At 71.3% G+C, this 16,205-nt stretch carries 16 protein-coding genes; 6 read left to right on the forward strand and 10 right to left on the reverse strand.

The features are described 5' to 3' along the window. Positions 1-7 precede the first annotated feature (7 nt). Both KF737_RS06275 and KF737_RS06280 read left to right on the forward strand, forming a co-directional pair. Positions 8-454 carry a hypothetical protein gene (locus tag KF737_RS06275; protein ID WP_296451671.1) on the forward strand — a complete coding sequence of 149 codons (447 nt, stop codon included), beginning with the start codon at positions 8-10 and terminating at the stop codon, positions 452-454. Further along, entirely contained in the window at positions 421-936 is a 516-nt protein-coding gene (locus tag KF737_RS06280; RefSeq protein ID WP_296451672.1) for a hypothetical protein, read from the forward strand. Before KF737_RS06275 ends, KF737_RS06280 begins: the two co-directional genes overlap by 34 nt. 165 nt (positions 937-1,101) lie before the next feature. Here the strand turns inward: KF737_RS06280 and KF737_RS06285 are convergent, their stop codons facing one another. Beyond that, on the reverse strand, positions 1,102-1,329 hold the full coding sequence (locus KF737_RS06285) for a hypothetical protein (RefSeq protein ID WP_296451673.1): 228 nt from the start codon (positions 1,327-1,329) through the stop codon (positions 1,102-1,104). Between the two features lie 102 nt (positions 1,330-1,431). Between KF737_RS06285 and KF737_RS06290 the strand changes: the two genes are divergently transcribed. After that, on the forward strand, positions 1,432-2,046 hold the full coding sequence (locus KF737_RS06290) for a glutathione S-transferase family protein (protein WP_296451674.1): 615 nt from the start codon (positions 1,432-1,434) through the stop codon (positions 2,044-2,046). Between the two features lie 39 nt (positions 2,047-2,085). Here KF737_RS06290 and KF737_RS06295 read toward each other — a convergent pair whose 3' ends face one another. Continuing rightward, positions 2,086-3,645, reverse strand: a complete 1,560-nt coding sequence (locus tag KF737_RS06295) for a long-chain-fatty-acid--CoA ligase (protein ID WP_296451675.1) — start codon at positions 3,643-3,645, stop codon at positions 2,086-2,088. A gap of 244 nt (positions 3,646-3,889) precedes the next feature. Between KF737_RS06295 and KF737_RS06300 the strand changes: the two genes are divergently transcribed. Both KF737_RS06300 and KF737_RS06305 read left to right on the forward strand, forming a co-directional pair. Then, positions 3,890-5,629, forward strand: coding sequence for a CocE/NonD family hydrolase (locus KF737_RS06300; protein WP_296451676.1), 1,740 nt, complete (start codon positions 3,890-3,892; stop codon positions 5,627-5,629). A 250-nt stretch (positions 5,630-5,879) separates the two neighbouring features. Then, positions 5,880-6,047: a hypothetical protein gene (locus KF737_RS06305; protein ID WP_296451677.1), complete on the forward strand. Its 168-nt coding sequence runs from the start codon at positions 5,880-5,882 to the stop codon at positions 6,045-6,047. Here the strand turns inward: KF737_RS06305 and KF737_RS06310 are convergent. Then, positions 6,007-6,546 (reverse strand): sigma-70 family RNA polymerase sigma factor, encoded by a 540-nt coding sequence (locus KF737_RS06310; RefSeq protein ID WP_296451678.1) that lies wholly within the window; start codon positions 6,544-6,546, stop codon positions 6,007-6,009. The genes KF737_RS06305 and KF737_RS06310 overlap by 41 nt on opposite strands. Before the next feature lie 243 nt (positions 6,547-6,789). Between KF737_RS06310 and egtB the strand changes: the two genes are divergently transcribed. Beyond that, the gene (gene egtB / locus KF737_RS06315) at positions 6,790-9,012 is read left to right on the forward strand and encodes an ergothioneine biosynthesis protein EgtB (RefSeq protein ID WP_296451680.1); all 2,223 of its coding nucleotides are present in this window, start codon (positions 6,790-6,792) and stop codon (positions 9,010-9,012) included. A gap of 272 nt (positions 9,013-9,284) precedes the next feature. Here the strand turns inward: egtB and KF737_RS06320 are convergent, their stop codons facing one another. The 7 genes from KF737_RS06320 to KF737_RS06350 all read right to left on the reverse strand — a co-directional run bounded on the left by KF737_RS06320 (position 9,285) and on the right by KF737_RS06350 (position 16,172). After that, complete coding sequence (locus KF737_RS06320; protein WP_296451682.1) at positions 9,285-9,497, reverse strand: general stress protein; 213 nt, start codon at positions 9,495-9,497, stop codon at positions 9,285-9,287. 226 nt (positions 9,498-9,723) lie between these two features. Then, positions 9,724-10,950: an ABC transporter permease gene (locus KF737_RS06325; protein ID WP_296451684.1), complete on the reverse strand. Its 1,227-nt coding sequence runs from the start codon at positions 10,948-10,950 to the stop codon at positions 9,724-9,726. Beyond that, positions 10,947-11,627: an ABC transporter ATP-binding protein gene (locus tag KF737_RS06330; protein ID WP_296451686.1), complete on the reverse strand. Its 681-nt coding sequence runs from the start codon at positions 11,625-11,627 to the stop codon at positions 10,947-10,949. The genes KF737_RS06325 and KF737_RS06330 overlap by 4 nt, the downstream gene beginning before the upstream one ends. Further along, positions 11,624-12,916, reverse strand: coding sequence for an efflux RND transporter periplasmic adaptor subunit (locus KF737_RS06335; protein WP_296451689.1), 1,293 nt, complete (start codon positions 12,914-12,916; stop codon positions 11,624-11,626). Before KF737_RS06335 ends, KF737_RS06330 begins: the two co-directional genes overlap by 4 nt. 440 nt (positions 12,917-13,356) lie before the next feature. Next, entirely contained in the window at positions 13,357-14,691 is a 1,335-nt protein-coding gene (locus KF737_RS06340; protein WP_296451691.1) for an ATP-binding protein, read from the reverse strand. Further along, positions 14,688-15,425 carry a response regulator gene (locus KF737_RS06345; protein WP_296451693.1) on the reverse strand — a complete coding sequence of 246 codons (738 nt, stop codon included), beginning with the start codon at positions 15,423-15,425 and terminating at the stop codon, positions 14,688-14,690. The genes KF737_RS06340 and KF737_RS06345 overlap by 4 nt, the downstream gene beginning before the upstream one ends. A gap of 66 nt (positions 15,426-15,491) precedes the next feature. After that, positions 15,492-16,172, reverse strand: a complete 681-nt coding sequence (locus tag KF737_RS06350) for an MBL fold metallo-hydrolase (protein WP_296451696.1) — start codon at positions 16,170-16,172, stop codon at positions 15,492-15,494. Between the last annotated feature and the right edge of the window lie 33 nt (positions 16,173-16,205).

Below are 16,205 nucleotides of genomic sequence, written 5' to 3' on the forward strand. Positions count from 1 at the left end.
TCGCGTGATGGCCGCCTCGAAGCAGAAATGGGTGGGGCCGACGATCCTGGGGGCGATCGCGCTCCTCGTCGTCGGCAGCCTGACGGTGCGCTACGTCAGGATCCACCAGGGCCGGATCGACGACGCCAAGGCCTGGGCCATCGCCGGCCCGCCGTGCCCGCAGGTCAGCGAGGCCGAACTGCTGGCCGCCCCGCGCGGCCTGCGCCGCTCGGACTACGGCGAGGTCAGCTTCGAGCGGGCCAAGGGCGAGATCGAGTGCGCCACCATCTACGTCGACGGCGGTAGGGGCGACGAGAACTATCCGGTCTGCCAGTTCGACCGCCCCAGCGACCTGCGCATCCGCACCGCCAGGGGCGAGTGGCGGTTCCGGCCCGGACCCGGTGTCCCGGCCACCGTCTCCACCCGCGGCGGGGTGGCGACGTGCGTGATGGCGACCGCGCGGAAGCCGGCGTGACCCCCGCCCGCCGCCGCCGGCTCACCAACGGCCAGAAGCTCGCCATCGCGGGCTTCGCGCTGGTGTTCCTGGGCTTCGCCGCCTGGCTCTACGGCGGCAGCTACCTGCGCCAGCGCGACTTCGCCCTGGGGCGGGCCAGGGAGGCCGCCGTCGAGGGGCCGCCGTGCCCCGAGATCACCCGCGCCCAGTTCGAGGCCCAGCGGCTCAGGAAATTCAAGACCACCCTCTACGAGGGCGTCGTCGTCGGCCGCCAGTTCGGCCACATGGACTGTTCGACGCTGCGCTACGGCGGCGGCTGGAGCACCGACACCTACGCGGTCTGCCAGTTCACCGGCCCGGGCCTGCTCAGCGTGAAGACCGACAGGGGCGAGTGGTTCTATGCGCCCGGCGTCGGCAAGCCCGCGAGCATCGGCGCGCCCCACGGCCAGGCGCACTGCGTCATGGCCTCGAACTTCACGGTGCAGAAGCTGATCGCGCGGTAGCCATTCATGAACGTCATCCCCCGGCTTGTCCGGGGGACCCACTGGGCTGTGACTCGAGGCCGGATTCGCAGCGTCGCCGCCGCGCTCGTCCTGCGGCTCACAGAACAATGGATCCCCCGGACAAGCCGGGGGATGACGTTCGGAGGGGGATAGGAGCAGCCCGCCTCAGTACGCGAAGCAGTCCGCCGCGGGGCGCTCGACCGGCAACGGCGCCTCGGCGCCGCCCGCGCCGCCCAGCGGGCGGCGGTTGGTGACGAAGTACCCGTCGTCTGGCGGCGGATACCGGCCGGGGCGCGCCTTGGGCCGCGAGAGCTGTCCCTTGAGGCGCGACAGGAAATCGTCGAGGCTCTCGTCCGAGCCCGTCAGATCCTTGCGGAAACTGCGCTCTTGCATGACGCCACGGTATACGCCCATCGGGCGAGTGATTCCAGCCCAGGCCGAACATCGTGATCCGGCCACGCTTGGCAAAAACGGGAACAGGGAAGGGGACTTGCAGTGAAGCTCTACACCTCGATCGGGCCCAATCCGCGGGTCGTGAAGATGTTCATGGCCGAGAAGGGGATCGACCTGCCCCGCGCCGAAGTCGACCTGCGCGCCGCCGAGAACCGCCAGGAGCCCTACCTGTCGGTGAACCCCTCCGGCCAGACGCCCTGCCTCGAACTCGACAACGGCGACGGCGTCGCCGAGATCACCGCCATCTGCGAGTACCTCGAGGAGAAATACCCGAGCCCGCCGCTGGTCGGGACGAACGCCGAGGAGCGCGCCGCCACGCGCATGTGGACCCGCCGCGTCGACCTGAAGGTGTGCGAGCCGATGGCCAACGGCTTCCGCTTCGGCGAGGGCCTGCCGATGTTCAAGGACCGCCTGCGCTGCCTGCCCGAGGCGTCCGCCGGCCTGAAGGCCGTCGCGCAGGACGGCGTCCAGTGGCTCGAGGCCAACATGAAGGGCCCGTGGATCGCCGGCGACCGCTTCACCCTGGCCGACATCCTCCTGTTCTCGTTCATGGACTTCGGCGCCGTCGTCGGCCAGCCGATCGACCCGGCCAACAGGAAGGTGGTCGACTGGTTCGAACGCGTGAAGGCGCGGCCCAGCGCGGCGGCGTCGGCCTAAGGCGCCGTCACCCCTCCCCTTCAGGGGAGGGATGAATGGTCACCCCACTTTCCGGTCGCGGCCTTCCCAGTACGGCTTGCGCAGCTCGCGCCGCAGCACCTTGCCGGACGGGTTGCGGGGCAGGGCGTCGATGAAGTCGACGCTCTTGGGGGCCTTGTAGCCGGCGATGCGCTGGCGGGCCCAGGCGATCACGTCTTCGGGCGCCGGAGCCGCCCCGGCCACGGGCACGACGATCGCCTTCACGGCCTCGCCCCACCTGTCGTCTGGCACCCCGATGACGGCGGCGTCGGCCACGCCCGGACAGCCCAGGATCGCGTTCTCCACCTCGGCCGGATAGACGTTCTCGCCGCCCGACACGATCATGTCCTTCACCCGGTCGTGGACGAAGAAGAAGCCGTCCTCGTCCATGAATCCGGCGTCGCCGGTGCGCAGCCAGCCGTCGGGCCGGATGGTCTCGGCGGTGGCCTCCGGGCGGTTCCAGTAGCCCGCCATCACGATCGGCCCGCGGATCTCGATCTCGCCGATCTCGCCGGCCGGCAGGGTATTGCCGTCCTCGTCGGCGATGCGGGTCTCCAGCGTCGCCCAGGGCCGCCCGCAGGACCGCAGCAGTTCGCCCCGGTGATCTGCGGGCGCCAGCGTCGTCCCCGCGCCGGTGGTCTCGGTCATGCCGTAGAACTGGATGAACCCGCAGCCGAACACCTCGGTCGCCCTGGCCAGCACCGCCTCCGAGATCGGCGAGGCGCCGTAGCTCACGGTCTTCAGGCTGGAGAAGTCGGCGTTCCCGACGCCCGGCGTCTGCAACAGCGCGTTGATCATCACCGGCGCCAGGAAGACGTGGTTCACCCGCTCGGCGCCGAAGGCGGTGAGCACGTTCTGCGGCGCGAACTCGGCCTGCAGCACGACGCGCCCGCCGGCGGCCATGCCGGAGAAGCTGATGTTCGTGCCGGCTACGTGGAACATCGGCATCAGGATCAGCACCGTGTCGTCGGCCTCGTAGGAGAAGCCCTCCACCAGGTGCCGCAGGCCCAGGAACGCCGTGTAGTTGGCGTTGGAGAGCCGCACGCCCTTCGGCAGGCCCGTCGTGCCCGAGGTGTAGAGCTGCAGCACGTCGTCGTCGGCCGCGGGCTCGTCCAGCACGGGCGCCGGCGCGGCGTCGCGCAGGTCGGCGTAGCTCATGAAGGCCGGGGCCGGGCCGCCCACGCCGATGGCCAGGATCTCGCGGTCCACCTGGCTCAGCACCGCCTCGGCCGCGGAATAGAACTCGGGCGTGACGAAGAACACGTCGGCGCCGGAATCCTGCAGGATGAAGGCGATCTCGGGCACGGCCAGCCGCGAGTTGATCGGCGCGAGGCAGGCGCGCGCCTTGGCGACGCCGAAGAAGATCTCGTACCAGGCCTCGGACGGCCGCCCGAGCCACGCCACCCGGTCGCCCGGCTTCACGCCCAGCTTCTGCAGCATGCCGGCCACCCGGTCCGAGCGGCGGTCCAGTTCGGCGTAGGTCAGGTCGCGGCCCTCGAAATGCACCGCCACCCGGTCGCCGCGGTCGCGGCCATGCACGCGCGCGATGTCGATCAGGAGCTTGATGGGGTCGTCGTTCATGGGCCCGCCGGTTTCCTCGCGGGGCGCGTCGTCCGCCCCTTTGCGGCATTGCTAGCAACCGCGCCCGCGGCGGGGAAGCTTGCCCTCAGGTCACCGCTCCGACCACCGTCGTCATCCCGGCCTCCGCCCGTGGCGGAAGCGGGATGACGACGCGGAAAACGACACTCGGCCAAAGCCGTGCTTAGATGGCCGCAACAGGGCTGACATGCGGGCGCGAAGACCCGCGGAGGGAACGGAGCACATGATGAGCTGGCGTAAGCTGGCGCTCGCCGGGGCGGCGGCGCTTCTCCTGACCACGGCCGCCGATCCGGCCGCCGCCCAGCGCCGCGCCGCCGCGGCGCCCGCCGCCGGGAAGCCCGCGCCATGGCCGGGCCTGCCGCCGGGCGCAGTCGAGGAGACGATGACGCTGCGCGACGGCGTGCGCCTCGCGGCCAACGTCTTCAAGCCCGAAGGGAAGGGCCCCTGGCCGGTGGTGCTGACGCGCACGCCGTACCTCAAGGACGGCCGCATCGACCCGAAGGCCGACCCCAAGGGCGAGGAGAACCGCAAGCGCCTGGCCGCCCAGGCCAGGCGTTACACCGACGCCGGCTATGTGTTCGTCGTCCAGGACGTGCGCGGCAAGGGCCGCTCGCAGGGCTTCTATTCCGCCTTCGAGACCGATATCGAGGACGGCTACGACGCGGTCGAATGGGCCGGGACGCAAGCCTGGTCCGACGGCAAGGTCGGCATGACCGGCGGCTCGGCGCTGGGCATCACCTCCAACCTCGCCGCCGTCGCGGCGCCGCCGCATCTGAAGGCGGCCTATGTCGTCGTCGCCCCGGCCGACATGCTCGCCTACAGCTTCCCCGGCGGAGTCCAGAAGGAGAAGGACGGGTCCGGCTGGCTGCGCCAGCAGGGCGTCGCCGAGGACGTGATCGACCGCGGCCGCGCCCGCTCGGCCGACGACGTGTTCTGGCGGCGCGCCTCGCTGGCCGAGAACCGCAAGTTCATCCGGATCCCGATCTACAACGTCGGCGGCTGGTACGACATCTTCAACGGCGGCAGCGTCGACAACTTCGAGTACCTGCAGAACCAGGGCGCGCCCGGCGCACGGGGGAACCAGAAACTGCTCATGGGGCCGTTCGGCCATGGGAACCTGTCGGGCGACCTGGCCTATCCGGGCTCCGACCGCCTGGTGCTCGGCGGCGACCAGGAGATCCGCTGGTTCGACCACTGGCTGAAGGGCCAGGACAACGGGATCATGGCCGAGCCGCCGGTCCAGTACTTCATGATGGCGAGTGCGAAGAAGGACGCCTATTCGCCGAAGAACCGGATGCTGACCTCCGCCAACTGGCCCCCGGCCTACCGCGAGGTGCGCTACTACCCGACCGGCGGCGACGGCCTCGCCACCAAGGCCCCGGCCGCCGACGAGAAGAAGGCGTCCTACCGCTTCGACCCGGCCAATCCGGTCCCGACCTTCGGCGGCGCCAACCTCACCTTCGAGCGCGGCCCGGAAGACCAGCGCCAGATCGGCCAGCGCCAGGACTACCTGCGCTTCTCGACCCCGCCGCTCGACAAGGACGTGGCGATCGCCGGGCCGGTGAAGGTGGAGCTCTGGGCCTCGACCGACGGCCCCGACACCGACTTCGTCGCCAAGCTGGTGGATGTCTATCCCGACGGCTACGAGGCCCTGATGCTCGACGCCCCGATCCGCGCCCGCTTCCGCAATGGCCGGATGCCGCAGGACATCCGCATGATGACCCCCGGCGCGCCCGAGAAGTTCGAGATCGACCTGTGGCCCACGGCGCTGACCTTCGAGAAGGGCCACCGCATCGCGCTGCACATCTCCTCGTCCAACGCGCCCCGCTTCGAGGTGAACCCCAACACCGGCGAGCCCGCCGGCGGCAAGGCCAGGCCCCGCGTCGCGGTGAACACCATCTACATGGACGAGGCCCACCCGACGGCGCTGGTCCTGCCGGTGGTCTATCCGGTCGACGTGAAGTGACGCGCGACGGCAACCCAAATGAACGTCATCCCGCGACTTGTTCGCGGGACCCATACACTCCGAGATCGCTGGGTAGCCCGCGACGCTGACGCTGCAGATCGCCACGCTCTCCCGTGTTCATGGGTCCCGCGAACAAGTCGCGGGATGACGTTCAGGGAGAAGAAGGCTGCGTCGTCAGGCCGTCACACGCGCGCTGTCGCGCTCCGTTCGGCGGGTGTAAGACCGTCGATGGGACAGGGCTCCGGGGCAGATGACCGACCGCAAGACGGCGGCCGCGCTCGATGCGGCGTTGAAGGCTTCGTTCAAGAAGCTCGAAGACCGCGGCGTGCCCGAGCACGTGATGCGCGTCGTCGAGCAGCTCGAGGATAAGGAAGAGTCTAAGCCGTCCCCAGCACCGCGGCCGTCTCCAGGGCCATGACGTCGGCCGGCTCGTCGGCGTCCATGATCTTCAGCAGGCGCGCGCGGGCGCGGTTCACGCGGCTCTTGATGGTGCCCAGCGCACAGCCGCAGATGTCGGCCGCTTCCTCGTAGGAGAGTCCGGCGGCGCCCACCAGGATCAGCGCCTCGCGGTGCTCGGCCGGCAACTGCTGCAGGGCGTCCTGCAGCGAGCGCATGGCGATCGTCCAGTCCTGCGTCGGCGGGGTCTTCAGCGTGCTGGCGTACTCGCCCATCTCGTCGCGCACCTCGCGGCGGCGGCGCAGCACGTTCGTGTAGTAGGTGTTCCGAAGGATCGTGAAGAGCCACGCGCGCAGGTTGGTGCCGGGCTCGAACTTGTCGCGGTTGGACCACGCCTTGATCAGCGTATCCTGCACGAGATCGTCGGCGTCGGACCCGTTGTGGCTCAGGGACCAGGCGAACGCCCTGAGCGCGGGGATCAGGCCAACGACGTCGTCGCGCCAACTCGACACGGAACTCATACAGACCCCTTGGGTGACTCCGGCCGCCCGACCGGACCAGCAGCCGCTAGTGTGCAGTTGAACGCAAGGGTTGAGAGACCGTTCCGGCCAAAAAGGCGGCGGCGCGCGGAACTGTGCGTCCGGAACGGGCGTTGCCGGACAGGCGATGGCGATTGCGCACGGTCGGGGCCGTTGCCGTGTTCCGGTTTCGTCCCCATCTTGCCCGCGGGAGACACGCCGGGCGGCTTTCGAGAGGGAATGGTGATGCGCGAGACCGACCGTCGGCCTGACGACCGCCTGCGCGCGGATCCGCAGGGGCCCGCCAGCGACGCCGTCGCCCGCTATCGCGCCGTGCGACGGGGGACCGAGGCGCTGACCCGCTCGCTGACGCCGGAGGACATGGGCGCCCAGTCGATGCCGGACGCCAGTCCGACGAAGTGGCATCTGGCGCACGTCACCTGGTTCTTCGAGACCTTCATGCTGGTCCCGAACCTGCCGGGCTATCGGGTGTTCGACCCGAGGTTCGGCTACCTCTTCAACTCGTACTACGAGGCGGTCGGCCCGCGGCAGCCGCGGCCGGCGCGGGGGCTGATCACCCGCCCCTCGGTCGCCGATGTACTCGCCTATCGCGCGCATGTGGACGCCGGCATGGAGCGCCTCCTGGCGACCGGGGCGGGCGATCTCGCGGGCCTGCTCGACCTGGGGCTGGCGCATGAGGAGCAGCATCAGGAACTGATCCTGATGGACATCCTGCACCTCTTCGCCCAGTCGCCGCTCAACCCCGCCTTCGCCCCGCCGCGCGCCGGCCACCCGGCCGTCGATCCCGGCCCGATGACCTTCGCCGCCTTCGCGGGCGGCCTGGTCGAGATCGGGCATGACGGGCAGGGGTTCGCTTTCGACAACGAGGGCCCGCGCCACCGGACCTGGCTGGAGCCGTTCCGCCTGGGCGAGCGCCTGGTCACCAACGCCGAGTGGCTGGCGTTCATGGCCGACGGCGGCTATCGCCGCGCCGAGTTCTGGCTCTCCGACGGCTGGGCGCTCTGTCGCGCCGAGGGCTGGCAGGCGCCGGTCTACTGGCGCGAGACGGATGACGGCTGGCGGATCATGGGCCTGACCGGCCTGCGCCCGCTCGATCCCGCGCAGGCCGTCAGCCACCTCAGCTACTTCGAGGCCGACGCCTACGCCGCCTGGGCCGGCGCGCGCCTGCCCACCGAGGCCGAGTGGGAGCACGCCGCCGGCTCGGTCACGCAGGACGGCAATTTCCTCGGGACCGGCCGCCTCGGCGCCCAGCCCGCGCCGGCGGGCGAGGGCGTGCGCGAGATGTTCGGCGACCTGTGGGAATGGACCCGCAGCGCCTACCTCCCGTATCCGGGCTTCCGGCCGGCCGCCGGCGCGGTGGGCGAGTACAACGGCAAGTTCATGTCGGGCCAGTTCGTCCTGCGCGGCGGGGCCTGCGTGACGCCGAACGGCCATGCGCGGGCGACCTACCGCAACTTCTTCTACCCGCATCAGCGCTGGATGTTCTCCGGCCTGCGCCTGGCGCTCGACGGAGCCGGGGAGGGCGCTCGCCGCTCGGACCTCGAGGCCGATGTGCTCGAGGGGCTGTCCAGGCCCCGGAAGTCGATCCCGCCGAAGCACTTCTACGACGCCGAGGGCTCGCGCCTGTTCGAGGCGATCACCGGACTGCCGGAGTACTATCCCACCCGCACCGAGATCGCGCTGCTGAAGCGCACGGCGCCCGAGATGGCGCGCCACATCCCCGACGGCGCGGCCCTGGTGGAGTTCGGCTCGGGCGCCAGCACCAAGACGCGGATCCTGCTCGACGCCGCGCCGCAGCTCTCCGCCTACGTGCCGATCGATATCTCGGCCTCGGCGCTCGAGGAAGCCGCCAGGGCGATCCGCGCGGACTACCCGGGCCTTACCGTCGCCCCGCTGCGCGACGACTTCACCAATGCGCTGCGCCTGCCGGCCGAGACCGAGGGCAAGCCGGTCGTCGGCTTCTTCCCCGGCTCCACCATCGGCAACTTCGACCGGGAGGGCGCGAAGGCGTTCCTGGAGAGCGCGCGGCGGCTGCTGGGAAGGGGCGCGGCCTTCCTGGTCGGCATCGACCTCGTGAAGCCGGCCGAGGTGCTGGTCCCGGCGTACGACGACGCCGCGGGCGTTACCGCCGCCTTCAACCTGAACCTGCTCACCCGCATCAACCATGAGCTGGGCGCGGACTTCGACCTGTCGGCCTTCCGTCACCGCGCCGTCTGGAACCCGGCCGAGAGCCGGATCGAGATGCATCTGGAGAGCCTGAAGGACCAGACCGTCCACGTCGTGGGACGGCCCTTCCGCTTCCGCGCGGGCGAGACGCTGCACACGGAGAACTCGCACAAGTTCACGCTCGACGGCTTCGCCCGCCTGGCCGCCGAATCCGGCTGGACGCTGGAAGCGCGCTGGGAGACCGCCGATCCCGCCTTCGCCGTGGTGCTGCTGCGGGCTTAGGGCCATCGGCATCCCGCGGCCCGGACGCGGTGTGCGCCGCAGGCGCCCTCATGCCCACCAAGAACACCAAGGTCACGAAGGGTCCGGGAAGCGCGCTGCGCTCAGTTCATCCGCGGCGCCTTCGTGCTCTTGGTGATCTTCGTGGTTGAATCAAAACGGCGCCGACGCGCCCTCGAAGCTGAAAGGTTCGCGCCACCCCCCGATCCTGGCCCCTTTGCCGACGCCGCCCCACCGCGCCCTCTCCCGCAGGGGAGAAGGCGCGCATATGCCCGTCAGCCTTCGCGGCCGCGCGTGCGGCCGCCGCCGCGGCTGGCTTCGCCGCCCTTGCGGCCGGCGGAGGCGGCGAGGTCGCGGTCCTTGGCGAAGCTGCGCTTCTCGCCGGGCACGCTCGCGCCGCCCTTGCGGGCGATCTCGCGGCGGCGCTCGGGGTTCATGGCGGCGAAGCCGCGTCGGGCGCGGGGCTTTCCGGTGTCGACGGTGGGCATGGAGGTAGGCTCCTCGGGCGGCGAAACGGGGGGATTTCGCGGGACGCGCGCCGCGGGCCGTTCGCCACCGGCCGGCTGCGCGGAGGGGGACGGTGGCGCGTCGCGCCGGGGGTCCCTGGGCGGCTTTGTCGTGGCGGTGTCTCCGGCTCTGACAGGTTCGTCCCGCAAGGGGCTTGCGGTCTGGCTAACCCGCGAAACCGGTCAAGGTTGCAGTTGCGCCCGCGACTTATTCGCGCCTGAGCGCCTCGATGGGGTCGAGCCGGGCCGCCCGCCACGACGGATAGGCGCCGAACACCAGCCCCACGGCCATGGAGAAGCCCAGCGCCAGGGGCGCCGCCCAGGGCGGGATCGCCGCCGGCCACCCGGCCAGCTTCGCCACCCCCAGCGCCCCGCCGATCCCGATGGCGAGCCCGATCAGCCCGCCCGCCATGGAGAGCGCCACCGACTCCAGCGCGAACTGGATCAGCACGTCCGACCGCCTGGCGCCGACGGCCATCCGCAGGCCGATCTCCCGCGTCCGCTCGGTCACCGACACCAGCATGATGTTCATGATGCCCACGCCGCCCACCACCAGCGACACCGCCGCCACCGCCGCCAGGAACACCGTGAAGGTCGCCACCGCCGCCTGCATGGTGGCCAGGATCGAGGCCATGTTCTGGGTCTGGAAGTCGTCCTCCTCCCCCTGGCGGATGCGGTGCTGGTCGCGCAGCAGGTCGATGACGTCCTCCTGCACCCGGTCGAGACTGTCGGCGTCGGTCGACTTCACGTAGATCGTCTGGATCGTGTCGCCCCGGAACCGCCGGCCCACCAGCCGCGAGCGCACCGCCTCCAGCGGCGCCAGCGCCACGTCGTCCTGGTCCTGGCCGAGGCCCGCGTTGCCCTTGCTCTCCAGCACGCCGATCACCTCGAACGGCACGGTGCGCACGCGGATGCGCCGGCCCACCGGGTCGGCGTCGCCCCAGAGCTGGCGCGCCACGGTCGGGCCGACCACGATCACCTTCTTGCCCTGCCGCGCCTCGCGTGCGTCGAACATGCGGCCCTGGGCGACGATGAGGTCGCGGGCGATCAGGTAGTCGGGCGTCACGCCCTCGACGCGGGTGTTCCAGTTCGCGCCGTCCGCGTTCATCTGCGCGCGGCTGGTCACGCTGGGCGCGACGGCGGCCACGTCCTCGACCTGCCTGGCGATGGCCTCGGCGTCGCTGTCGCGCAGGCTCATGCCCGAGCCCGCGCCCTGGCTCACCGGCCCGCGCTGGAAGTTCGGCATGACGATGATCAGGTTCGAGCCCAGGCCCGAGATCGCGCCCGTCACGCGCTGCTGCGCCCCCAGGCCGATGGCGGTCATCATCACCACGGCCGCGACGCCGATGACCACGCCCAGCGAGGTCAGCGCGCTGCGCATCGGGTGGGCGACGATGGCGCCCAGCGCGAACCGGACGAGCTCGACGAACCTCATGCCGCGTTCCGCTCGTCGGAGACGATCAGGCCATCGCGGAACGCCACCCGCCGGTGCGCCTGGGCGGCGACGTCGGGGTCGTGGGTGACGATGGCGAGCGTGAGGCCGTCGCGGTTCAGCGCCTCGAACAGCTTCAGCACCTCCTCGCCCGTGTGGGTGTCGAGGGCGCCGGTCGGCTCGTCGGCCAGCAGCAGGTCGGGGCGGTTGGAAAGCGCGCGCGCGATGGCCACCCGCTGCTGCTGCCCGCCGGAGAGCTGGGTCGGCCTGTGGCCCACGCGCGCGCCCAGGCCGACGCGCTCCAGCAGGTCCTTCGCCCGCGCCTTGCGTTCGGCCGGCGCGACGCCAGCGTAGACCATCGGCAGCTCGACGTTCTGCAGGGCCGTCAGCCGGGGCAGGAGCTGGAAGGACTGGAAGACGAACCCGATCCGCCGGCGGCGGAAATCGGCCAGCTCGTCGTCGCTGAACCTGCCCACCTCTTCGCCGCCGAAGCGGTAGCTGCCCGCGGTGGGCCGATCCAGGCCGCCCAAGATGTTCATCAGCGTCGACTTGCCCGACCCCGAAGGCCCGATCACGGCGACGTACTCGCCGCGCGCGATGGCGAGCGAGACGCCGGCCAGCGCCGGCACCTCCTCCTCGCCCATCCGGTAGACCTTGGTGAGGTCGGTGACGGCGATCACATCTTCACCCGCACCTGGCCGCCGCCCATCGGTCCGCCGGCGCCGGGCTGCGCCCTGGCCTTCGGCCCGCCGCCGACGATGAGCCGGTCGCCGGCCTTCAGCCCGCGGCTGAGGATCTCGGTCGAGGCGCCGTCGGTGGCGCCGACCCGCACGGGGATCGCCACCGGCGTCTCGTCGCGCAGCACATAGACGGTCCCCGCGCGCATGCCCGAGGCGCGCCCGCGCCCCTCGGCCAGGGTCTCGTTCGGCGCGGGCGGCCCGGCGCCCTGGCCCTGCCGCCGGCCGCCGCGCTGCTCCTTCGCGGACGGCGGCGTCCAGCGGAGCGCCACGGACGGGACCTTCATCACGTTGCGGCGGGTCTCGATGACGATGTCGGCGTTGGCCGTCATGCCGGGCAGCAGCTTGCGCTGCGGATTGTCGGCCTGGGCGATGACCGTGTAGGCGACCACGTTCTGCTCGGTGGTGGGCTGCTTACGCACCTGGGTCACGACCCCCTGGAACGTGTCGTCCGGGAACGCGTCGACGGTGAAGCGGACCTTCTGGCCCTCCTGCACCTGGCCGACGTCGGCCTCGTCGACGCTGATCTTCACCTCCACCTTCGAGAGGTCCTGGGCGATGGTGAACAGCACCGGCGCCTGCAGGCTGGCGGCCACCGTCTGGCCGGGCTCGACCTTGCGGTCGACCACGACGCCGGCGATCGGCGAGGAGATGGTGGTGCGGCCCAGGTCCACCTGCTGGCTGCGCAGCGTGGCGCGGCTCTGGTTCACCCGGGCGCGGGCGGCGGCCACCTGCGCCTGCGCCACCTTCATGGCCGCCGTCGCCTGGTCCAGCGTCGTGGGGGCGTAGATGCCCTGGTCCACCAGCGCCTTCTTGCGGTTGAAGTCGGCCTCGGCGTTGGCCAGCGTCGCCTGCGCCTGGCGCACGCCCGCCTCGCCGGCGGCGATGTCGGCGGCGCTCTGGGCCACGCGCGACTGGAAGGTCTGCGGGTCGATGACCGCCAGCGTCTGGCCGGCCTTCACCTCGTCGTTGAAGTCGGCGAGCACTCTCACGACCTGCCCCGAGATCTGCGAGCCCACGTCCACCGTGACCAGCGCCTGCAGGCTGCCCGAGGCCGAGACCGAGCGGGTGACGTCGCCCTGTTCCACCGCGCCGAAGCGGTAGGGATCCTTCGGCGCCCTGGGCCGCATCTGGCAGGCGAAGACGGCCCCGAGCGCCAGCACGACCACGGCGATCGTGATCCAGGCGGCGCGCGGCAGGCGGAAACGGCGGCGTGTCGAGGTCTGGCTCATGGACCGTCCAGTATCGAAGGGCCGGCATGAGCCCCCGGCGACTTGTGGTCGCGTAGCGTTGCTACCCGATTTCAGTCCCGATACCGGCTCGCGGCGGCGTGGCCTGGGCAGAGTCGCCGAGGAACTCCGATGGAAGCGATCGCCCTCCTCCTCGACGGAGCAGGGCGATCGCATATGGCTTGTGGGCGGCTCGTCCGCCCGAGTCATGAACCGCAGAGATCGCGGAGATGCGCAGAGAAGCTCGCGGATCCACGGGAATCCTCTGCGTATCTCCGCGATCTCTGCGGTTTGACTGACGGCCTTTCGGCCGCCCGCATCCATATGCGATTGCCCTGCTCGACGGAGGAGGGTTGGGTGGTGGTGTGGCTACGGCGTTACGACAGACGGCGCTGTGGCGTCGACGCCTCCGCGCCCGGCCGGCAAGTCCTGCGTACACCTGCCTAGAGAGGCAACTGCACCCGCGCCGTCAGGCCGCCGCCCGTGCGGTTGATCAGGTTCACGTCGCCGCCGTGGCCGCGGGCGATGGTCCGCACTACGGCGAGGCCCAGGCCGATCCCGCCCGTCTGGCGGCTGCGCGACGGCTCTCGGCGATAGAAGGGCTCGAAGACCTTCTCGGCGTCGGCCGGCGGGATGCCGGGGCCGTCGTCGTCGATCTCGACCACCGCATGGCCGGCGTCGGCGAACACGCGCGCCCGCGCCCGGCCGCCGAACTTCACGGCGTTCTCCAGCAGGTTGGCGATCAGCCGGCGCAGCGCCATCGGATCGCCCGTCAGCACGACCTTCTCGCCGGACTCCACCTCGGTCTTCGCGCCCGTCTCGGCCATCTCGTCGCACAGGCTCTCGACCAGCGACGACAGCTCCAGCGGCGTCCGTTCGCCGGTCTTGGTGGCGTCGCGCACGAAGGCCAGGGTGGCGGTGATCATCTCCTCCATCTGGTCCAGGTCGGCGCTGTACTTCGCGCGCTGGTCCTCGGGCAGGCCCTCGATGCGGAAGCGCAGGCGCGTCAGCGGCGTGCGCAGGTCGTGGGCGATCGCGCCCACCATGGCGGTGCGGTCCTCGACGTAGCGCTGCAGGCGGCCCTGCATCTCGTTGAAGGCGCGGGCGGCCATGCCGATCTCCGCCGGCCCCTTCACCAGCTCCAGCGGCGCCGCGCGGGGGTCGCGGCCCAGCCGCTCGGCGGCCTCGGCGAACTCCTTGATCGGCTTGGTGAGCCGCCGTGCGAACAGCCAGGCCACCGGCGACATCAGCAGCGCCGACAGGGCGAACCACAGCGCCAGCCGTTGCTGCCAGCCGCTCAGCCCCAGGTCCGTCTGGGGCTGCACGATCCGCCAGGTCCCGTCGGCCTGTTGCACGCCGACCTTGAACGGGAAGATCAGGAAGTGCTCTTCGCCGCGCATGCCTGCCCGGGCCGCGCGGTCGCGGATGACGCGCCCCAGGCGGCGGTCGGAGAGCAGGGCGCGTTCCCCGGCGATCACCACGCGCGTCGGCGCCACGCCGAGGTCGCGGGCGATCTTGTCGCGCATCTCGGGAATGCTGCGCCCCTCGAGCTCGGGTCCGGGACGCCGGTCGCTGGTCCTCACCATCAGCGGCTTGCGCTCGGTGAACACCAGGTGGGCGCCCTGGTAGGTCCGCTCGATCTCGGACAGCCGGTAGAAGTCGGGCGCCGGCGGGGGCAGGGCGAAGAGGAGCAGGGTGCTCATCGCCCAGGCGGCCACCAGCGTCAGACCGGTCAGCGTCAGGAGTTGGACCAGCAGCGGCGCCGCGGGCCGTCTCACGTGCGCTTCACCTTGGCGGTGAACATGTAGCCTTCGTTGCGGATCGTCCGGATCAGGTCGTGGCCGCCGCCGCCGTCGTCCAGCTTGCGGCGCAGGCGGCTGATCTGCACGTCGATGGCGCGGTCGAAGGCGTCGCTGTCGGGGCCGCGCGCGAACTCCAGGAGCTGGTCGCGGGTCAGCACCCGCTGCGGCCGCTCCACGAAGGCCCGCAGCAGCGAGAACTCGCCGGAGCTCAGGTTCACCACCACGCCGTCGGGCGAGCGCAGCTCGCGCCGCACCAGGTCCAGCCGCCAGCCGGCGAACTCGCAGCCGGCGCCCAGCGCGCCGCTGGCCGAGCGCTGCTCGGAGCGGCGCAGGACGGCGCGGACCCGCGCCAGCAACTCCCGGGGATTGCAGGGTTTCGCCAGGTAGTCGTCGGCGCCCAGCTCCAGGCCCACGATCCGGTCGGTGTCCTCGCCCATGGCCGACAGCATGATGATCGGCGGCGCGGTCTCGGTGGTCGTCAGGCGGCGGCACACCGCCAGCCCGTCCTCGCCCGGCATCATGATGTCGAGCACGATCAGGTCGACGGGGCCACGCTCCAGCGCCCGGTCCATCTCGCCCGCATCGGCGGCGGTCTCGACCTTGTAGCCGTGGCGTCCGAGGAAGTCGGAGACCACGTCGCGGATCCCCGGGTCGTCGTCGACCATCAGGATGCGGGCGCCGGCGCCGGCCATGTCAGTCGTGAGCTCCATGCCCGCCAGCTTCGCCGCCGGCCGTAACGCGCGAATGTCTCACCTGAAACCCGGGTGTCACTGCGCTCATGTGTCCGCCAGCACCATGTCGGCGACGAACGGGTTGGTCTTGCGCTCCTGCCCGAAGGTCGACATCGGCCCGTGGCCGGGCACGAAGCGGACGTCCTCGCCCAGCGGCCACAGCTTGCCGGTGATCGCGTCGATGAGCTGCTGGTGGTTGCCGCGCGGGAAGTCGGTGCGCCCGATCGAGCCCTGGAACAGCACGTCGCCCACCTGCGCGAACTTCGCCTCCCGGTGGAAGAACACCACGTGCCCCGGCGTATGCCCCGGGCAGTGGTAGACCTCGAACTCGGTCTCGCCCAGCGTCACCCGGTCGCCGTCGTGCAGCCAGCGGTCGGGCGTGAAGCTGCGCGCCTCCGGCATGCCCCACTTGGCGCCCGACGCGCCGATGTCGTCGATCCAGAACTGGTCGTCCGGGTGGGGGCCCTCGATCGGGCAGCCCGTCAGCGCCTTCAGCGCCGCCGTGCCGCCGGCGTGGTCCAGGTGGCCGTGGGTGATCCAGATCTTCTCCAGCGTCAGGTCGTGCTCCTTCAGCGCCGCCATCAGCCGCGGGACCTCGCCGCCGGGATCGATGATCGCCGCCTTCCGGGTCTTCACGCACCAGACGATGGTGCAGTTCTGCTGCAGGGGCGTCACCGGCGCGATCAGCGCACGGATCGGGAGCGGGGCGGGCGTCGGAGCGTTCATCGCCGCCCATGATCTAGGCTCGGCGTCGAAATG

Source organism: Phenylobacterium sp., from assembly GCF_019636135.1.
Classification (GTDB): domain Bacteria; phylum Pseudomonadota; class Alphaproteobacteria; order Caulobacterales; family Caulobacteraceae; genus Phenylobacterium.